The sequence below is a fragment of the Bradyrhizobium roseum genome (assembly GCF_030413175.1).
Taxonomy (GTDB): Bacteria; Pseudomonadota; Alphaproteobacteria; order Rhizobiales; family Xanthobacteraceae; genus Bradyrhizobium; species Bradyrhizobium roseum.
The window spans coordinates 311,879-330,989 of the sequence record NZ_CP129212.1; the positions used below are offsets into that span (position 1 = coordinate 311,879).

At 64.9% G+C, this 19,111-nt stretch carries 15 protein-coding genes; 7 read left to right on the forward strand and 8 right to left on the reverse strand.

Features of this window, described 5'->3' with window-relative positions; translation table 11 throughout:
• Positions 1-182: 182 nt before the first annotated feature.
• The 6 genes from QUH67_RS01520 (at position 183) to QUH67_RS01545 (ending at position 6,886) form a co-directional block, all read left to right on the forward strand.
• On the forward strand, positions 183-815 hold the full coding sequence (locus tag QUH67_RS01520; RefSeq protein WP_407080392.1) for an invasion associated locus B family protein: 633 nt from the start codon (positions 183-185) through the stop codon (positions 813-815).
• A 164-nt stretch (positions 816-979) separates the two neighbouring features.
• Positions 980-2,179 carry a 23S rRNA (adenine(2503)-C(2))-methyltransferase RlmN gene (gene rlmN, locus QUH67_RS01525; RefSeq protein ID WP_300944893.1) on the forward strand — a complete coding sequence of 400 codons (1,200 nt, stop codon included), beginning with the start codon at positions 980-982 and terminating at the stop codon, positions 2,177-2,179.
• A gap of 35 nt (positions 2,180-2,214) precedes the next feature.
• Positions 2,215-2,706 carry a hypothetical protein gene (locus tag QUH67_RS01530; RefSeq protein WP_300944894.1) on the forward strand — a complete coding sequence of 164 codons (492 nt, stop codon included), beginning with the start codon at positions 2,215-2,217 and terminating at the stop codon, positions 2,704-2,706.
• 42 nt (positions 2,707-2,748) lie between these two features.
• Positions 2,749-3,510 carry a phosphatase PAP2 family protein gene (locus QUH67_RS01535; RefSeq protein WP_300944895.1) on the forward strand — a complete coding sequence of 254 codons (762 nt, stop codon included), beginning with the start codon at positions 2,749-2,751 and terminating at the stop codon, positions 3,508-3,510.
• A 104-nt stretch (positions 3,511-3,614) separates the two neighbouring features.
• Positions 3,615-4,952, forward strand: a complete 1,338-nt coding sequence (gene argG / locus QUH67_RS01540; protein ID WP_300944896.1) for an argininosuccinate synthase — start codon at positions 3,615-3,617, stop codon at positions 4,950-4,952.
• Between the two features lie 173 nt (positions 4,953-5,125).
• Positions 5,126-6,886, forward strand: a complete 1,761-nt coding sequence (locus QUH67_RS01545; RefSeq protein ID WP_300944897.1) for an alkaline phosphatase — start codon at positions 5,126-5,128, stop codon at positions 6,884-6,886.
• Between the two features lie 24 nt (positions 6,887-6,910).
• On the opposite strand, the gene QUH67_RS01550 is transcribed toward QUH67_RS01545, so the two are convergent.
• Positions 6,911-7,531, reverse strand: a complete 621-nt coding sequence (locus QUH67_RS01550) for a TetR/AcrR family transcriptional regulator (protein ID WP_300948304.1) — start codon at positions 7,529-7,531, stop codon at positions 6,911-6,913.
• Between the two features lie 226 nt (positions 7,532-7,757).
• Between QUH67_RS01550 and QUH67_RS01555 the strand changes: the two genes are divergently transcribed.
• Complete coding sequence (locus tag QUH67_RS01555) at positions 7,758-8,714, forward strand: homocysteine S-methyltransferase family protein (RefSeq protein ID WP_300944898.1); 957 nt, start codon at positions 7,758-7,760, stop codon at positions 8,712-8,714.
• 72 nt (positions 8,715-8,786) lie between these two features.
• Here QUH67_RS01555 and QUH67_RS01560 read toward each other — a convergent pair whose 3' ends face one another.
• The 7 genes from QUH67_RS01560 to QUH67_RS01590 all read right to left on the reverse strand — a co-directional run bounded on the left by QUH67_RS01560 (position 8,787) and on the right by QUH67_RS01590 (position 19,025).
• Positions 8,787-10,775, reverse strand: a complete 1,989-nt coding sequence (locus tag QUH67_RS01560) for an OmpA family protein (protein WP_300944899.1) — start codon at positions 10,773-10,775, stop codon at positions 8,787-8,789.
• Between the two features lie 166 nt (positions 10,776-10,941).
• Positions 10,942-11,184, reverse strand: coding sequence for a hypothetical protein (locus tag QUH67_RS01565; RefSeq protein WP_300944900.1), 243 nt, complete (start codon positions 11,182-11,184; stop codon positions 10,942-10,944).
• Positions 11,185-11,265: 81 nt separating this feature from the next.
• Positions 11,266-11,652 carry a VOC family protein gene (locus tag QUH67_RS01570; protein ID WP_300944901.1) on the reverse strand — a complete coding sequence of 129 codons (387 nt, stop codon included), beginning with the start codon at positions 11,650-11,652 and terminating at the stop codon, positions 11,266-11,268.
• 30 nt (positions 11,653-11,682) lie between these two features.
• On the reverse strand, positions 11,683-12,510 hold the full coding sequence (locus QUH67_RS01575; RefSeq protein ID WP_300944902.1) for an FkbM family methyltransferase: 828 nt from the start codon (positions 12,508-12,510) through the stop codon (positions 11,683-11,685).
• A gap of 1,209 nt (positions 12,511-13,719) precedes the next feature.
• Complete coding sequence (locus QUH67_RS01580; RefSeq protein ID WP_300944903.1) at positions 13,720-15,750, reverse strand: ABC transporter ATP-binding protein/permease; 2,031 nt, start codon at positions 15,748-15,750, stop codon at positions 13,720-13,722.
• Positions 15,751-15,812: 62 nt separating this feature from the next.
• Entirely contained in the window at positions 15,813-16,745 is a 933-nt protein-coding gene (locus tag QUH67_RS01585; protein WP_300944904.1) for a glutathione S-transferase family protein, read from the reverse strand.
• 132 nt (positions 16,746-16,877) lie between these two features.
• Entirely contained in the window at positions 16,878-19,025 is a 2,148-nt protein-coding gene (locus QUH67_RS01590; RefSeq protein ID WP_300944905.1) for a hybrid sensor histidine kinase/response regulator, read from the reverse strand.
• Positions 19,026-19,111 lie beyond the last annotated feature (86 nt).

Here is a 19,111-nt window from a genome sequence, read left to right on the forward strand (position 1 = left end):
GCCGTTGTTCCTTATTTAGGTTTAAAGGCACCTGCGGCTAAAAGCGCTGTAGCGACGGAGCGCGAGATCGTATCTGCCTTCCCAAAAAATCATTTCCCGGCTATCCATCCCCGGGCGGCGCGAAGCACTCTCGGGCCATCTTCCAGTCACAATGATGAGGGAACCAGTTGTCCGTGTTGCGAATGCCGACATTTCTGGTTGCCGTTGCGGCGCTGTGTGGGATGCTATCCCTCGCGCAAGCACAAACCCCTGCTCCGAAAGCTACAAAGGACACGCCGAAACCTGCGGCGGCGCCGGCTCCGGCGGCAAAGCCTTCGGCCGCCAAGCCTGCTGCGCCGGCACCGGGCCCTGCAGCTGCCGGCAATGCAGAGCCCACTTTAATCGGACAGTACGGTACCTGGGGCGCCTACACGGCGACGCCGAACGGCAGAAAAGTTTGTTTTGCGCTGGCGAAGCCGTCGTCGTCCAAAACCAATCCGCCGAATCGGCCGCGCGATCCGGCTTACGCCTTCGTGTCGACGCGGCCGGCCGAGCGCGTCGTCAACGAAGTTTCGATCATGATCGGGTATGCGCTCAAGCCGGGCTCGGAATCCTCGCTCGAGGTCGGTGGCTCAGCCTATGCGATGTATACCCAAGGCGACGGGCTGTGGATCAAGAATGCAGCGGAAGAAGAGCAGATGGTCGCCGCCATGCGCAAATCCGCCGAAGTCACCGTGAAGGGCGTCTCGGCCAAGGGCACCGAAACGGTGGACGTGTTTTCGCTGAAGGGGCTGTCCCAGGCGCTCGACCGGCTGGCGCAGGATTGCAAGCGCTAGGCCCCGCTTTTAAGGCCGGAATGGCGTTGTTTAGCTGCCACAGAGGGCCTATTTGATTACCCTTGCAGGGTGGGCAACGCGAAGCATGCCCATGATTGACGCTTACGGTGGGCATGCTGTGCTTTGCTCATCGTACGGTCGCTCCAACCATCTCATGTGAACCAATGTCGCTATCCTCTTCCGTGGCGCCGCTCGAGAAAATTCCGCTCGAAACCTATGTGCCGCCTGCAAAACCTTCGCTGATCGGCCTGTCGCGCGCCGAGATCGCTGACCGGCTGGGCGGGATTGGCGTCGCGCCCGCGCAGCGCAAGATGCGCACGCAGCAGCTCTGGCACTGGATGTATGTCCGCGGCGCCAAGGCGTTCGACGAAATGACCAGCATTTCGAAGGACATGCGCGCGCAGCTAGAGCAGCATTTTACCGTCGATCGGCCCGAAGTGGTCGCCGAGCAGGTCTCCAACGACGGCACCCGCAAATGGTTGTTGCGGCTGCCGAGCGGCGACGCATTCCAGAAGGCCCATGAGGTCGAGTGCGTCTACATTCCCGAGACCGATCGCGGCACGCTCTGCGTCTCCTCGCAGGTCGGCTGCACGCTCAATTGCTCGTTCTGCCACACCGGCACGCAGCGGCTGGTGCGCAACCTGACCGCCGGTGAAATCGTCGGCCAGATCATGGTGGCGCGCGACCGTCTCAACGACTGGGCCGACCGTGAGACGCCGACCGGCAGCCGGCTCGTCACCAACGTCGTCATGATGGGCATGGGCGAGCCGCTCTACAATTTCGACGCGGTGCGCGATGCGCTGCTGATCACCGCGGACAATGAAGGCATCGGCATCTCGCGCCGCCGCATCACGCTGTCGACCTCGGGCGTGGTGCCGAACATCATCCGCACCGGCGATGAGATCGGCGTCATGCTGGCGATCTCGCTGCATGCGGTGCGTGACGAGTTGCGCGATGAACTGGTGCCGCTGAACCGGAAATATCCGATCGCGGAGCTGATGCAGGCCTGCCGCGATTATCCGGGTGCCTCCAACGCACGCCGCATCACGTTCGAGTATGTGATGCTGAAGGGCATCAACGACTCCATGGATGACGCCAAGCTGCTGGTAAAGCTCCTCAAGGGCATTCCGGCGAAGATCAATCTGATCCCGTTCAACCCGTGGCCGGGCACCAAATATGAGTGCTCGGACTGGGACCAGATCGAAAAATTCTCCGAATATATTTTCAACGCCGGCTATTCCTCCCCGGTCCGCACCCCGCGCGGCCGCGACATCCTCGCCGCCTGCGGCCAGTTGAAGTCAGAGACCGAAAAACTGTCCGTCCGCGAACGCGAGGCGCTGCGCGCGATGGCAATGACGGATTGAGGGATGGCCGACCACCGCAACGACGGCGTGCGGCGATGTCCCTGATCGGGCGCCTCTTCGTCGTCTTCTTCGCTTTCCTCGCGGCCTGTTTCGTGGCGGGCTTGATCGTGGTCGTCGCGGTGCTTTATCCGGAGTTCAGCGATCTCGATACCGGGATGATCGACCAGGGCGCAATCAACGTAATTCTCGGCTTCGGTTTCATCTTCCTGTCCGGCTTTGCCCTGCTGCCGGCATTGATCATCGTCCTGATCACGGAAGCATTCTACATTCGCAGCATACTGGCCTATGCGCTGGGCGGCGCGCTCGTCGGCGCGGCCTGCTATCTCGGCCTCGTTCCGTTCGATACCGCGACGCTGCGTTTCGACGGCATCGTGCGCCGTCACCTTGAAATCATGACCGGCGCGGGCATCGTGGCCGGCCTGATGTACTGGATGATCGCCGGCCGGTCTGCCGGCGCCTGGCGCGAGCCGAGGTCCCCGTTGCGGCCGCCGCCGCCGCTTCCGTCGCAGTCCCGGCCGCAGGCGTGACGGGGGTTTTCATACCGGACCGCCTCGGTTAAACCCCGCGCCATGAACCGGACCGGACTTGTCATCGCGTTGGGCCTGTCGCTCGTCATCGGACTGCTGTTCGGGATTTTCCCCGAACTCGACCTGAAGCTGGCGGCTTTGTTTTTCGATTCCACGAGCGCGTCGTTTCCTTTGAAGCAGCACGGGCTTGCCGCCTTCGCGCGTGACGGCGCCATGTGGATCGCGTGGGCGCTGGCGCTGCCGGCGCTGTTTGCCATCGTGGCAAAACTGCTGCGGCCGGACCGGCCGATGCTGGTTCCGGGGCGCGCCGCGGTATTCCTGCTGGTGACGATCCTGCTCTCGGCCGTCGTGCTGACCAATCTCACCTTCAAGACCTATTGGGGCCGGCCGCGGCCGGTGATGGTGACCGAGTTCAATGGTCCCTGGCAGTTCGTGCCGTGGTGGGATCCCCGCGGCGAGTGCGGGCGCAACTGCTCGTTCTTCTCCGGCGAGGGCGCCACCGCGTTCTGGGCCTACGCGCCGGCCGCGCTGACGCCACCGGCCTGGCGGCCGCTGGCCTATGTCGCGGCCACCGTGTTCGGGATCGTCACCTCCACGCTGCGCATGGCGTTCGGCGGGCATTTCTTCACCGACGTCGCTGCCGCCGGTCTCGTCAGCTTTTTCGTGATCTGGCTGGCCCATGCCTGGATCTACCGCTGGCCCTCGACACGGTTGACGGATGGGCAGATCGAGTCCGCGCTGGCGCGTTGGGGCCGGCCCGGTTACCGCCTCTGGCAGCGCCTGCGCGGGCGCACGGCGGCTTAGGTCCGGTTCTGGCACCATTAAACGCGTGCCCATGACAGGGAAATTTGTTATTCGCGCCTCCAAGCCCGCAGCGGCATTCGTTACCTCGACCGATTGGACATTCCATGAGCACGATTCTGAAAAGCCTGCCCAAAGGGGAAAAGGTCGGCATCGCTTTTTCGGGCGGCCTCGACACCTCTGCCGCGCTGCTGTGGATGAAGCAGAAGGGTGCCAAGGTCTTTGCCTACACCGCCAATCTCGGCCAGCCTGACGAGGCCGATTACGATGCGATTCCGCGCAAGGCGATGGAATTCGGCGCCGAAAAGGCCCGCCTGGTGGATTGCCGCGCGCAACTGGTCCACGAAGGTATCGCCGCCATCCAGTCCGGCGCCTTCCACGTCTCGACGGGCGGCATCGCCTACCTCAACACCACGCCGCTCGGCCGCGCCGTGACCGGCACGATGCTGGTCGCGGCCATGAAGGAAGACGGCGTCAACATCTGGGGCGACGGCTCCACCTATAAGGGCAACGATATCGAGCGGTTCTACCGCTACGGCCTGCTGACCAATCCGGGCCTGCGGATCTACAAGCCGTGGCTCGACCAGCTTTTCATCGACGAACTGGGTGGCCGGGCCGAAATGTCGGCCTTCATGACCGCGCATGGTTTTGCCTACAAGATGAGCGCCGAAAAAGCGTACTCGACCGACAGCAACCTGCTCGGCGCCACCCACGAGGCCAAGGATCTCGAAAATCTCGACAGCGGCATCAAGATCGTCAACCCGATCATGGGCGTGCCGTTCTGGCGCGACGACTGCGCCGTCAAGGCCGAGAAGGTCGTGGTGCGTTTCGAGGAGGGCCGGCCGGTCGCGCTGAACGGCCAGACGTTTGCCGATCCCGTCGCGCTGTTCCTCGAAGCCAACGCCATCGGCGGCCGGCATGGCCTCGGCATGAGCGACCAGATCGAGAACCGCATCATCGAAGCCAAGAGCCGCGGCATTTACGAAGCCCCCGGCATGGCGCTGCTGCACATCGCCTATGAACGCCTCGTCACCGGCATTCACAACGAAGACACCATCGAACAATACCGAATCAGCGGCATGCGCCTCGGCCGGCTGCTCTATCAGGGTCGCTGGTTCGATTCCCAGGCCTTGATGCTGCGCGAGACCGCGCAGCGCTGGGTGGCGGCGGCCGTCACCGGTGAGGTGACGCTGGAACTGCGCCGCGGCAACGACTATTCGATCCTGAACACCGAAAGCCCGAACCTGACCTACGCGCCGGAGCGGTTGAGCATGGAGAAGGTGGAGGATGCCGCGTTCACGCCGGCGGACCGCATCGGACAACTGACGATGCGCAACCTCGATATCGCCGATACCCGCGCCAAGCTCAATCTGTATGGCAAGGCGGGCCTGCTTTCGAGCCGGGAAGGCGCCGATATCTTCAAGCTCGGCAGCGACAAGGGCTGAACCGGCGGGAGCAGCGCCAACCCCGTTGGACGGCGTCGATTGTTTTCGGCGGGACTGCCGCCTCCGATGTTATGGAGACGTCATTCTGCGCGGCTAATCTTGCCGCGCCGCGCGCATGCGGGGTCGAATCCTGCCGTCCGCTGCGCCATCAACGATCGCGGGGGACATCGATCATGACCAAGGCATTCGCCGCAGCCATCGTGGCCATCCTGTTGTCGGGTTCGCCTGGCTCAGCCCAAACGGTCTATCCGATCGACGGTGCCGAAATCCTCGCCGGCGCCCAATTCGACTTCAAGGTCGAGTTTGCCGGCCGGGTCGATCCGGTCAAAATGAAGGTCTCGGTCAACGGCGCGGATTATTCCGACGCGTTCGGGCAGAGCGGCAGCTTCGTCGATCGCGAAGACGGCAAGGACCAGTCGGCGCTGATTCTGCGCAATGTCGCCCTGTCCAAAGCCGGAAATGTCGAGGTCGAGGTCAGCGACGGCACGAACAGCCGCAAACTGGTGTGGACGGTCTACGACACCGGTCCGCGCAAGGCGAAAAACGTGATCCTGTTCATCGGCGACGGGTTGTCGCCCGCCCACCGGGTCGCTGCGCGCATCCTTTCCAAGGGGATCACGGAGGGCAAGAGCCGCGGCAAGCTGGCCATCGACGACATGCCGCACATGGCGCTGGTGGCGACAGCCGGGTCGGACTCGATCATCACCGATTCGGCGAATGCCGCAAGCGCCTACGCCACCGGTCACAAGACCGTGGTCAATGCCATGGGCGTCTATGCCGATCGCACTGCAAGCCCGTTCGACGATCCGAAGGTCGAAACCATTACGAGCCTGGCGAAGCGGCGGAACGGCATGGCCATCGGCATCGTCACCAATACCGAAATCGAAGATGCCACGCCGGCGGCGATGGTGGCGCACACCCGCCGCCGCGCCGCCTATGACGAGATCGTCGCGCAGTTTTTTGCAGCCCGGCCCGACGTTTTGATGGGCGGCGGAGCTGCGAATTTCCTGCCGCAGGCCGCGGCCGGCTCCAAACGCAAGGACGACGTCGACTACATCGCCCGCTTTCGCGAGGTGGGCTATCAAGTGGCGATGACGAAGGCCGAGCTGGATGCGTCGGCGACAAAACCGGACACGCGCCAATTGCTGGGGCTGTTTGCCACCGGCAACATGGATGGCGCGCTGGACCGCAAGTTCCTCAAGGGCGGCGGCGTCAGGAAATTTCCCGACCAACCTGATTTGACCGAACAGGTGCAAGCCGCGCTGAACATCCTGTCGAAAAACGAGGCCGGCTTCTTCCTGATGGTGGAGTCCGGGATGATCGACAAGTACGCGCATCTGCTGGACATGGAACGCGCCGTTTACGACACGATCATGCTCGACAACGTGGTTCGCCAGACGCGCGACTGGGCGCGCGCCCGCGGCGATGACACGCTGATCCTCGTGCTGGCGGACCACAATCATCCGAACAGCCTGGTCGGCACCATCAACGACGACATGGGTACGACGCCCAACGTGCCATTGCGCGAGCGCGTCGGCGTCTACGACAAGGCCGGCTTTCCCAATTATCCGGCGCCCGATGCCGAGGGCTATCCATCGCGCGTGGATGTCAGCAGGCGGCTCGCCATCTTTTCCGCCAGCCTGCCGGACCACTACGAGACCTACCGTCCCAAACTCGATAACCCGAACGAACCGACGGTGAAGGGCGAGCAGGCTGGCAGCTTCAAGGCCAATGAAAAATACAAGGATGTTCCCGGCGTCGCGCTGCGCTTCGGCAATCTGCCCGCGATGATCGGCGCAAGCGTGCATTCAGGCGAGGACGTCATCCTGACCGCAACCGGGCCGGGCAGCGAGCGCGTGCGCGGTTCGATGGACAATACGGAAGTGTTCCGCGTCATGGCGGACGCGCTCGGGCTCGCCGCCGCAGGCAAATAGCTTCGCGCCCGCGGGCCGTGCGCGTCAGGGCACCGTCGGCGCGGCAAACATCAGTTTGACGCAGCTTCGAAAAATCAGGATCTGCCGTTCGAGACGGCTCGGATCGTTCAATGTCTTCGACATAATGATGGCGCCATCGACGATGCAGGACAGCATGTCGGCGACATCGTCGAGATCGATCGGCTCCCGAGGTGGATACACCGCGGCAATGCCGTCGAGAATGCCGCGGAAACGCGCGTTCCAGTCCCGCACCGATTGCGCGGTCAGCTCACGCACTTCGCGATCAAACAGCCGCTCCTGATAGCAGATGCTCGCGATCATGCAGCCCGGATGGCCGCTCGGCAGGTCGGCCATCGTCTCGGCCAACAGCTTCAGCGAGATCAGGAACGCCTGCAGCGGATCATCCGATAATTCACGGCCCCGTGCGAAGATGTCGTCGAACAGACGATCGTTGGTCGCGACATAGCGGCGGAGCATTTCGCGGGCGAGCGCGTTCTTGTCCTTGAAGTGGTAGAAGAAGCCGCTCTTGGTGAGGCCGGCTTCCGCGATCACTTCCTCGATCGATGTGGCGCCAAATCCCTTGGCGAGAACGGCCGCTTCGGCAATTTCGAGAATCCGCTCGCGCGTGGCTTCGCCCTTGCTCATCCGGGGCTCCAGAACTGTACCCATGGTACGGTTTCTCCATGGCTCGCCGCAGGCCCGCGCCGCCGCGCAATCCACAACCATCTGATTTCGTATCATTTCGCAGCTTCCGGTTCACCTGCACCGCAGGCCGTCTAGGACGCCGCGACACTATGAGGCACCAACAGCGCCGGACCCGATCGATGCAGGCGAGACGCATCAAGGCTCCTGTTTTTTTGGAGATATGGATATGGCCAAATATCGACACGCTTTGCCGCAGCATCGCGGCGGCATTTTTCTCACCGACGGCGGCATGGAAACCACGCTGATCTTCCACGAAGGCGTGGATCTGCCGCACTTCGCAGCCTTCGTGCTGCTTGACCACGAAGAAGGACGTGAGAAGCTGAAGCAGTACTACGCGGCGTATCTTGCCGTGGCGCGCCGTCACGGCACGGGGTTTGTGCTCGACAGCCCGACATGGCGTGCCAATCCCGATTGGGGCGCCAAGCTCGGCTTCGACGCCGCGGCGCTCGATGCAGTCAACGCGCGATCGATCGCGTTTCTGGACGCGTTGCGCGCGGAGTGGGAGCGGCCCGGCGCGCCCTGCGTGATCAGCGGCGCCGTCGGACCGCGCGGTGACGGCTACAAGGCCGGCAACATGGATGCTGTGGAGGCGGAAGACTATCACCGCGCGCAGATCGCGGCCTTTGCGAGAGGTGGTGCTGACATGGTCACCGCCTACACGCTCAACAGCGTCAACGAGGCGATCGGCATCGCGCGGGCGGCGCAATCGTTGGATATGCCGTCGGCGATCTCGTTCACGGTGGAGACCGACGGCCGCCTTGTGAAGGGAGAGACGCTCCGCGAGGCGATCGAAGCGGTGGATCGCGAGACCGGCTGCGCGGTCGAGTATTTCCTGATCAACTGCGCGCATCCCACGCATTTCGAGGATGCGCTAAAGGCCGGCGAAGGCTGGACCGAGCGTATCCATGGCCTCAGGGCGAATGCCTCGACCAAGAGCCATGCCGAACTCGACGAATCCGAAGCGCTCGATGCGGGCGACCCTGTCGATCTCGGCCGGCGCTACGTCGCGCTCCGTCGGGCCTTTCCGAAGCTGCGCATCCTCGGCGGCTGCTGCGGCACCGATCACCGGCACGCCGCTGCGATCTGCGAAGCCTGCGTGCCGCCGCGGGCGCTCAGCGCCTGACTCAAACAAGGTGGCGGGATCATAAAAATGGCCGGGATTGCTCCCGGCCATTTTCGTTTGATCGATGCTTACTCAGCGCGGCGGCGCAGTGCCGGGCGGGGGCGGCGGCAGCGAAGCCTGCCCGCCGTTGAGCAGCGGCGTGATGTTGCGGATGGTGACGCGCCGGTTGATCGCGCTCGGCCCGTCAATCGGCTCCTTCAGGTACTGCTCGCCATAGCCCTGCGAGGTCAGGTTTTCCGCCGGCACGTTGAACTGCTGCGTCAGCAGGGTCGCGGCAGACTCGGCGCGGCGGTCCGACAGCGACAGATTGTCGACGTCGTTGCCGACCGCATCGGTGTGGCCCTCGATCAGGAATACCGCGCGCGGATTTTCCTGGATCGCACGGTTGAGGCCGTCGGCGATCGCCTGCAGCTTCGCCGCCTGATCGGGCGGGATTTCCCACGATCCGGTTGCGAAGTTGATGGTGTTGACGTCGATGCTCGGCATGCGCTGACGCACCGTCGGGCTGTAGCGGATTTCGTCCAGCGAATAACGCCGTTCGATCCGCTCCACCGGCGGCGCCATCATGGTCTCGTAGAGCACTTCCGGCGACGCTTCCTCGGCGTCGACGATGTAGCGGTTGTAAGGAATCCGCACCACCGGCGGCGCCAGCGCGACATAGAATCCACCACCGCCGCGCGGATCGCGGTAGCTGTTGTCGATGATGATGATCTCGCGGCCGCGCTCGTCGCGCCGGATTCGGCGCAGTAGCCGGCCGTCGCGGCCGACCACGGTGATCACCTGCGTGCCGTCGGGCCGGATCACGACGGTGCGGGTCTCGTCGCCGACGGTCCGGGTCTGGATGTCACGCGCGCCGTACCGGAAACGGTCCACCTCGTTGTGACGGACATATTGCTGTCCGCCGGGATCGCGGATGATGATTCGGCCGGGCTCGGTGATGATGGTGCGGCCGCCCTGCTGGCTTTCGCGGCGCTGGCCGCGGAAGTCCTCGAGGCGCTGCGGGCCCTGCGGCGCGGCCCCCGGCGCGATGACTCTCGTTCCGCCTTCCGTCGGCGGAGCCGGCGGCAGCGGCGCGGTTACTTGCGGCGCCTGGCGGAACGCGGGTGCCACGGTCGGCGGGGCATTTTGGGCCCGGCCGGGAGGCGGCGCGGAGTTGGGCCCTGCCGGCACGGCGGTTGGCGCCGTCGGAGCTGCGCTCCCTGGCGCGGCGGCCGGTGGCGTTGCGCCCGGCGCGGTCGGAGCGCCGCCCGCGCTTGGTGCGGCAGGCGGCGGCGCGCCCGGTCGTCCCGGCGGCGTGGTCGGTGGGGTAGTCGGCGGCGCGCCTGCGCTCGGGGGGATTGCGGGTGCACCGGGACGCGGGGGTGCGGTCGTGCTCCCGCCGGGGGGCGGCGGCGGAGGCGTCGTGCCTGCCGGTGGTGCGGCCGGGGCCGGCGTCGTCGTGGGAGCCGGCGTGGCGCCAGGTGCCGACGGTTGTCTCGCGCCAGCTGGTGGTGGTGGCGGCGGCGGTGTCACAGGCGATGGCGTCCCCTTCTGGGAAGGAGGCGGTGGCGGTGGCGTCGTCGGCGCAGCCGGTTGCTTCGGCGCCGTGGGTGCGGCGGCCGGTGGTGGTGGGGGCGGTGGCGTCGGGCGCGCAGGTGCGGCCGCGGGTGGCGGCGGAGGTGCGGCGGGCTGCTTCGGCGCGGCAGCTGGCGGCGGGGCGGGCGGCGGCGGAGGTGTCGGCCGCGGAGGCGCAGCCGCCGGAGGTGGCGGGGGCGGTGTCGGGCGCGGCGGTGGTGCAGCCGCAGGAGGCGGCGGAGGGGGTGCGGGACGCGGTGGCGGTGCCGCGGCGGGCGGCGGCGGTGGCGGGGCTGCCGGACGCGGAGGTGCCGCGGCCGGAGGCGGAGCACCGGGCCTCTGCCCACCGGCCGGCGGCGGGCCGTCCTTCCTTGCACCGGGAGGGCCACCCTCTTCTCTGGCTTGCGCCACGATCAGGGGCGCGGTCTGCGCCTGCGATGCGGAATTCGCGAACTGCGTTGCCGTCAAGGCAGTCGTCGCGAGCAGCAGGATGCGAAGCTTTGTCATGATGTTCTGGGTCCCCGGAAGAATAAGGCTCGACAGCAACGAATGGCCCTCACTGGCATGTCAGTTGGTCGATTGAACGGCTAATCATTAGGCTGGATTGTGGCGACCTACAAATGGTTGGATGGTTTTTATTTCATTGTCGCAATGGGTTGCATTCATTGCGCGTTCAGGCGGCGCCGCCATCCGGAGCCCGATCGGTGGCAGGATTCGGCGTGGTCGGGCTGATTGGCCCACGCGTCGGTATCTCATCTGGTGTCTTGCGCGGCAACTCCTGCGGTTGAGGTGACGGTCCAGGCTCGCGGATGGGTGGTGGCACCTCCGGTCCTGGATTTCCTGGCGGACTCTCTGGCGGTGGCTCGGTCGGTTGTCCCGGTGTCGCCGGGGGTATCTCCGGCGGTTCGATTGGCATCACGTCTCCCGAAAGTTGAAGCTCCGGAAGCGACAACAGCGACCGCCGCGCGAAGTTCCATCGCCCGCGGATGCAGCCCGCTTAAACCGGCGCGTGGCAGACGGCCTCGATGTTGTGCCCGTCGGGGTCGAGCACAAAGGCGCCGTAATAGTTCGGGTGATAATGCGCGCGAATGCCGGGCGCGCCGTTGTCGCGTCCGCCGGCAGCCATCGCGGCCTTGTAGAAGGCGTCGACCGTCGCACGGTCCTTCGCTACAATTGCGACATGCAGCGGCTTGTTCAGCCCGCCTTCGCCGCCGATCCAGAAATCTGGCTTTCCGTTGGCGCCGAACCCCGCGGCGGGATCGTGGCCGTGTTCCTCCGGCGTAATCTCCATCACGAGGCTGTAGTCGAGCGGCGCCAGCGCTTTCAGATAGAAGGCCTTGGCGCGCGCATAATCCGAAACCGGAAATCCGATGTGGTCGATCATGTCGCTCTCCTTCGGGCGGCGGGTACGGAATCAGCCTCGCGCCAGCAACGTATTGCTGCGGGTTCTGCCTTTTTCGGCATAGCCGCGCGCCCGCATGTCGGCGATGCAGTCGCCCAGCCACTCGTCCTTTGACAGATGCTCGATCGCCACCGCGCGGGGCCACAGGGCTTGTGGCGCCCCGGCGAAGAAGCCGGTCAACACGCGATCCTCAAACCCCTCAATGTCGATCTTGAGCGCATCGACACGCGCGACGCCGGCGTCCTCCAGGATACGCTGCAGCCGCAGCGACGGCACTTTGATCGCGTTGCCGGAGCTCTCGCCCGACACGATGTGGCTGGCGCCGAGATTGTCGCCGTCGGTCTCGATCAGCAATTCGCCGTCGGCAGGGCCGGCGGCGGCCGCGACCAGTTTCACCTGGGCATAGCCCGACGCGGCACTATTGAAGGCAAGCCGCGCATGTGTCACCGGGTGCGGCTCGATCGCGATCACCTTGCCGCCGGGACCGACGTGGCCAGCAAGCGCCAGCGCATAGGTGCCGACATTGGCGCCGATATCGACGAAGACGCCGCCGGCCGGAACATGCGCACGCAAGAAATCCAGCTCCTCGATGTTGTAGGCGGGATTGAACAGCGCGCCGCGCTCGGTGGCGCTGGCCTGGTGGTAGAAGCGGAACGAGGCGTCCTGGTATCGCATATCGACGGGTCCCGCGCGCAGCAGGCTTACCAGTCGCGAGAGCGTCGGCCGAAACGCGCCGCGTTTCAGCTGCGAGCGGTGCGCCAGCAAAATGATCGCGGCCTGCGCGGCATTCGGGGCGAACGCGCCGAACGGCGCGGGGGCGGAATCGTGATGGGGCGTCAAGCGGCGGTCCTCAGAAAAAACGGCGCGTGCATAACGGGTTTTGTGGGCGCAAAACAGGTCGATCCGCGTCATTGCAAGCGCGGCCAAGCAATCTAGAGCGCGGCAAACGGGATCGATTGTTTCGCCGCGCTCGCAATGACGGATGAAGGGATTACGCGCCACTGCGGGTCGATCGAGGAAACCTAAGCCGTCTTCTTGGCCGTTTTGCGATTGCCTGAGACGGCCGAAACGTCACCTTGGCCGATAGATCATGGCTCTGCCCGTCGGATATGCTACTGCTCACTTGCCGCAGATAGCGAGCCAATTCCGTAGAGCGATACGCCACGAATGAGGTCGCCAACCAGACGGCCTGAAAGGTCCCAATGACGCCGAAAATCAAAGAGCATATGTGTGCGGCCTGCAACGGCACAGGCTTCCCGCCGGTGAAGCAGCCGGCTGCGTCGACGCGCAAGATCTATCCCGTGAAGTGCGAGGCCTGTGCCGGGAAGGGAAGGATTACGGACGTCAACTGAAGCGATCTTTGCGACCTTCCTCCGCTGACTTCGAATCAGCTGCGAAATGAACGTCAGACTCGCCCCAGCGGGGCCGGCCTGCTTCCCGGATTGAAGTGGACAGATTCGTTGCCCCGCGGCCGCGAGGGCAATGCTATTGGTCTTTGATTTTCTGAGGGCGAGGACCGGTCCAGGCAGGGAGGGCATCCCACTCGGCCCATCGCATGCGGCGCTCTTCGTTTCCAACTTTTACAAAAACAAACGGGGCGTCGTCCTGACCGGTCTTCGAGCCGGCGAATGTGGCCGGGAGCCCGTTTGCGTTCCTGATCGTTGCCGTATTTGCCATGTCGTCTCCTGTTCGCTGATTTCGCAGCCGCACGTCAGTTAAAATTGGCTCACCATTGAAGGATGCCTGCAGCTGCGATCAGCAGCCGCGCCGGCGGACCCAATGACGAAATCGAATCTCTGTGGAGGAGGCGTCGAACCGCTTACCCGGTAGAGGCGGGAGCACAAGGCTCTCAGTCACCGGCAATTGCCGAGGTCGGACGATGATCTCACATACATAGCAACTCGCCCGCTCGATAGCTAGGCGATGACGCGGGGGGCGAACAGCCTACGCCTGGTCGTGTGCCAGCGCACAGACTTCCTCAAACGGGAGCGGTTAAATTGCTGTGGTTGGCGCAGTCAGCGCAGAACCAGGTTCGCGCTCGCCACGGCATCACGCCGCCTTCTTCGTTGCCTTGCGGTTGCGCAGGAAGCGGCCGAGCAGGCGGCGCTTGCCCTTGCGCGGGATCAGGTCGATGTCGCTGACGAGTTTGGCGCCGCCCTTGCGCCGTTCCAGCACGATCTTTCGGCTGTGGAACGCCTCCAGCTCGACGCGGTGGGCCACGCTGACGATGGTGGCGTTCGGCAGTTCGTTGACGACGATCTCCATCATCTTGTCCTGGCTCTTTTCGTCGAGCGCCGAGGTCGCCTCGTCCAGCACCACGATGTCGGGGTTGTGCAGCAGCAGGCGGGCGAACGCCAGCCGCTGCTTTTCGCCGCCGGACAGCGTCTGGTCCCACGGTCCGTCTTCCTCGATCTTCTCCTTGAGGTGGTCAAGGCCGACCTTGTGCAGCGCTTCGCCGATCGCCTCAATCGTCCAGTCGTCGGCGGCGCCGGGGTAGGCGATGGCGCGGCGCAGCGTGCCGGATGGGATGTAGGGCTTCTGCGGCAGCATGAAGAGCCGGCGATCGGGATGAAAATTGACGTGGCCGCCGCCCCATGGCCATAGCCCCGCCAGCGCGCGCACCAGCGTGCTCTTGCCGGTGCCGGATTCGCCGGCCACCAGCAGGCGCTCGCCGGGTCCGATCGCCACTTCGGTTTCGCCCACGACCGCGGTGCCATCATCCAGCGTGACCGAGAAATCCTGCAGGCTCAGCATCGGACCGCCGACCTCGGTCTCGCCGCGCTTGATGCGGCCGATGCCGTCGCCGCGCTCGGCGCGTTCGAGCCCGTCGAGCGACATCATCAGGGAAGCGATGCGGCGCGCGCAGGCGTTCCAGTCTGCCAGCCGCGGATAATTGTCGACCAGCCAGCCGAACGCGGTCTGCACGATGGTGAAGGCGGAAGCCGCCTGCATCACCTGCCCGAGCGTCATGCTGCCGTCGAGGAATTTCGGCGCGCACAGCAGCAGCGGCACGATCGGCGCGATCAGGCTGGAGCCCTGCGACACCAGCGTGGTGCGCATGTGCTGGCCGGCCAGCCGCGCCCATTGCTGCAGCACCTTCGTAAACGTCTTGTCGATGCCGTCGCGCTCTTCCTGTTCGCCGCCGAGCAGCGCAATGCTTTCGCCGTTCTCGCGCACGCGCGTCAGCGCGTAGCGATACTCGGCCTCGGCCTGGTTCTTGTCCTCGGACACCTGCACGAAGCTGCGGCCGATCGTCAGGATCGAGCCGGAAGCGATGGCGGCGTAGATCACGGCCGCAATCACCAGGAAGCCGGGGATGATGATCGTCGAGCCGCCCAGCGTCACCGTCAAGGCGCCGCCGATCGTCCACAGCACGACGATGAAAGTGGCGGCCGACAGGAAAGCCGAGGTGACGCCGGCGACGAAATCGACCGGCGAGTCGGTCGCAATGCGCAGATCCTCGGCGATGCGATATTCCGGGTTCTTGTGATCGCCGCCGACGAGGTTGAGCTGATAGTAGCGGCCGTTGGCGAGCCAGCGCGAGATCACCGCATTGGTCAGCCAGGCGCGCCAGCGGCGCTGGATGCCCATGCGGCCGAATACCTGCGCCACGCCGAGCAGCACGCTGCCGACCGCCAGTGGAAAGAACACCGCCGCGAGATAATACACGGTAGCGGAATCGCGCTTCTCGATGGCGTCGAAGATCGCGCGATTCCAGACGTTGATGCCGTACTGGAAGCCGACATTGGCGACGATCAGCAGCAGAAGACCGATCGTGAACACCCACGCCAGCCGGTCGCCCGTCTTCCCCCAATAGCCGCGCGCGCTGATCCAGAACCGCGTCAGCAGATAATCCTTGCGGGCCTGCTCGGCCTCTTCCGGCGACAATTCCGGATCGTGCTCGACGACTTCCGGCGGCGGCGGATCGACATGGTCGCCGCTTTCGGCGGTCACCTCGACGAATTCGGATTTTTCCTGCGAATCCGGCGTCTCTGCGCCGGGGTCCGGTTTGTTGCCTGCGCCTGCGGTCTTTTTCGCAGCGGATTTCTTCGCGGATGATGTGACGGATGCTTTGCCCATGGCGGCACAACGTCAACCAAATCAGAAGGTTCCCGCTGGTTCCGCCGGCTCGTTCTGCCACATTATACCGGCAGCACCAGAAATCCCACGCGCGGAAAATGCACCACCATTTCGCCCGCGATAGGGTCATGCCTTCGGATTGCGATGTGCTGCGACGACAGCGCGACGATCTCGCCGCGAACGCCGATCTTGCCGTAATCATCGGGCATGACCTGAACCTGATCGCCCGGCTTACGGCCGTTCGGGTCATTGATATCGGCGAGTTCGGCGGTCGTGGGCGTCGCCCGTGTGCCGATCTCCAGCGCCGCCGCCGTCGACATCTCCGTGGACGTGCCATGCCCGATCCCGCGCATCCGCGTTTCCCAGCCTTTCGTCGCCGGAAATTCCGCAAGCACCTGGTCGAGAATCATCGGAAGGCTGCTGCGAACGTACCAGATATTCATGTAGGCGTTGATATCGCACAGGCTGATCTCGTCCCCGCACATCCAGCGCCGGCCGTCGGCAAGCTGCGCCTCGATCCACTGAACATTGGCGCGGAACAGATCGCGCATCTGCGGAATCGCCGATGCCATAGCGGCGACGTCGAATTTGGCGCCGCGCAGTTTCTCGCGATCGGCGATGAATTCCTGCGGCACCTTGTCGGCCAGCGCGCCGAACACGAGATTGACGGTGCTCTGGAAGAATGCCTTGTCGGTCCACATCGCACTCGCCGATGCCAGACCCCGGCAGGCTTGCGGAAACAGGGTCGGCTCCGGGAAGCGACGTTCCAGCTCGCGCATGATGCATTGCGTGTCGCAATAGATGTCGGCGCCGATCTGCATCACCGGGGTGCGCCGGTAGCCGCCGGTCATCGGCATCAGGTCCGGCCGGGGCATGATCCGCGCGATCTCCACCGAGGTCCACGCGATCTTCTTGAGGCCGAAGACCAGCCGGATCTTTTCCGAAAACGGCGATTGCGGAAAATGATGCAGGATAATCGGGTGTTCGACGGCCATTGAGCGTTCTCCATTCGCGAGCGCGGGATCAACCGTGTTTCTGCAGACCCGAAGCGCCCAATGGCTTCGTGTCCAACGGCGCGTCGCGCGCTGCACCATAAGGCGGCGACGCTGGCAGCGCCCGCGATTTCGTCAGGATGACGCGGCTGTCGTCGCCGGTTTGAGTTTCCGCCGGCCTGCACGGTACAGCACCAGCGAGAGTTGCTCGATCGAATAGGGCTTTTGCAGCAGTTCGAAGCCGTGGCTGCCGTGTTCCGACAGCACGTGGCTGTAGCCGCTGGCCAGCACGACCGGCAGTCCGGGGTGGCGACGGCGGATTTCCTGGGCCAGTTCGATGCCGGTCATCCCCGGCATCACGACGTCGGTGAACACGGCGTCGAAGCGGTCGGGATCGACCGCCAGTTCTTCCAGCGCATGCGTCGCATTGGTAACGAGCCTGGTGGCGTAGCCGAGCTCGGCCAGCGCATCGGTCGTGAAGCGTCCGACCTCGGCATTGTCCTCGACCACCAGCACAGCCATGCCGCTTCCGCTGACCGCCGGGGTGTCTGCGACCGGCGCCTGTCGTGACTTCTCGCCGCCGGTGGTGCGCGGCAGGTACAACGTGAAGATACTGCCCTTGCCCAATTCGCTGGCGACCGCCACTTCGCCCCCGGATTGCTTGGCAAAGCCGAACACCTGCGACAGTCCGAGCCCGGTGCCGTGGCCGGGCTGCTTGGTTGTAAAGAAGGGTTCGAATATCCGTTCGAGCTGATCCGGCGCAATGCCGCTGCCGGTGTCGGCGACGGATACGGTGACATAGCCATACGGGTGTTGCGGCAAGGGCGCGGCGTTGGGCAGGCTCGCCGCCATGCCCACCGCCACCGTCAGCCGTCCCTGGCCCGCCATGGCGTCCCGCGCGTTCACGGCCATGTTGATGATGGCGGTCTCGAACTGACCGGCGTCGGCATTGACGAAGCACGGCTCTTCCGGGCAAAGCATCACGATTTCAATGCGCGAACCAACCAGGGTGCCGATCATTTCGCTCAGCGTCTGCACGCTGCGTCCGACCTCGAACACCTCCGGCTTCAAGGTCTGTCGCCGCGCGAAGGCCAGCAGTTGCGCGGTCAGCTTGGCGGCGCGGGTCACGGTATCGGAGATCGCTTCGATATAGCGCAGCCGCCGCGGCTCCGGCAGGTCGGGCCGCCGCAACAGGTCCACCGAGGCGCGGATGACCGTGAGCAGGTTGTTGAAGTCGTGCGCGACCCCGCCGGTCAACTGGCCCAGTGCCTCCAGCCGCTGGCCGTGCTTGAGCGCTTCCTCGGCCCCCCGCCGCTTCTCGGCCTCCAGGTAGAGGTGACGGGTGCGTCGCAGGGCCAGCCCTAGTCCCGCGAACAGCAGCGCGGTGGCCGGCGCGCCGAAAATCAAATGCTGGCCCATGGTGGAGCGCCAGCGCGCGTGAATCGCCGAGGTCTCGAGGCCGGCGGCGACGTCGATCGGGTATTCGGCGAGGCGCCGGTAGCCGAGGCGGCGTTCGATACTGTCGACCGATGATGTTGTGGTGACGAGGCCGGACTTGATGCCGGCCTTTTTCCCGGCTGCGAACAATTCGCCGATCGGCCCGGTGCGGGTGTCGCGATCGATGACCGGGAAATGCGCCAGCGTGGCGCCGTCGGTCCGGCCCAGCGCAAAATAGCTGCCGGGTTCGCGGCCGATCCGCGCGTAATAGTTCTCGAAATATTCCGGGAATACCGACGCCTGCAGCACGCCGGCAAAGTTGCCGTCTTCGCCGGGACGACGCCGGCTGACGCCGAAAAACGCCGCGCCCTGATAGGGCGGCCGTGGCTGCAGCGCCTCGCCGATATAGGTCCCGATATCGCTATTGATGTGGGCCTTGAAATAGTCGCGGTCGGAAAAATCGATCTCAGGCGCCGGCGTGACCAGGCTGTTGACGAGGGCGTGGCCCTTGGCGTCGAAGATCCAGGCCGACTTCACCTGCGGCAATGCGCCCACCAGTTGCTTCAGTCGCAGGTGCAGCGATTGTTCGCGCGCCACAATCTCGGCATCGGGAACGTCGCGGACGATCTCGGCCATCTCCGACAGGCTGCGGTCGATGGTCTCGAACACCTTCAGTGCATGTTCGTGCGCGACATCCAGCGCGCGTTCGATTTCGCGGTCGGCGGTTTCGCGAACCGATATCCAGGAGATCGCGGATGCGAAGACGAGCAGCGCCAACGGAAGGGCCAGCGAGGCGGCCATCATCCATTGCAGAAGTCTCAGGGAATTGCGTTGCGCGGTCTGCACGGTTGCTCCGGCTCAGCGCCGAGCTTAGCGCAATCTCGGGGTGGGAACAAAGTCCCGTCAGTGGAACCACGATACAGGCCGCGGCC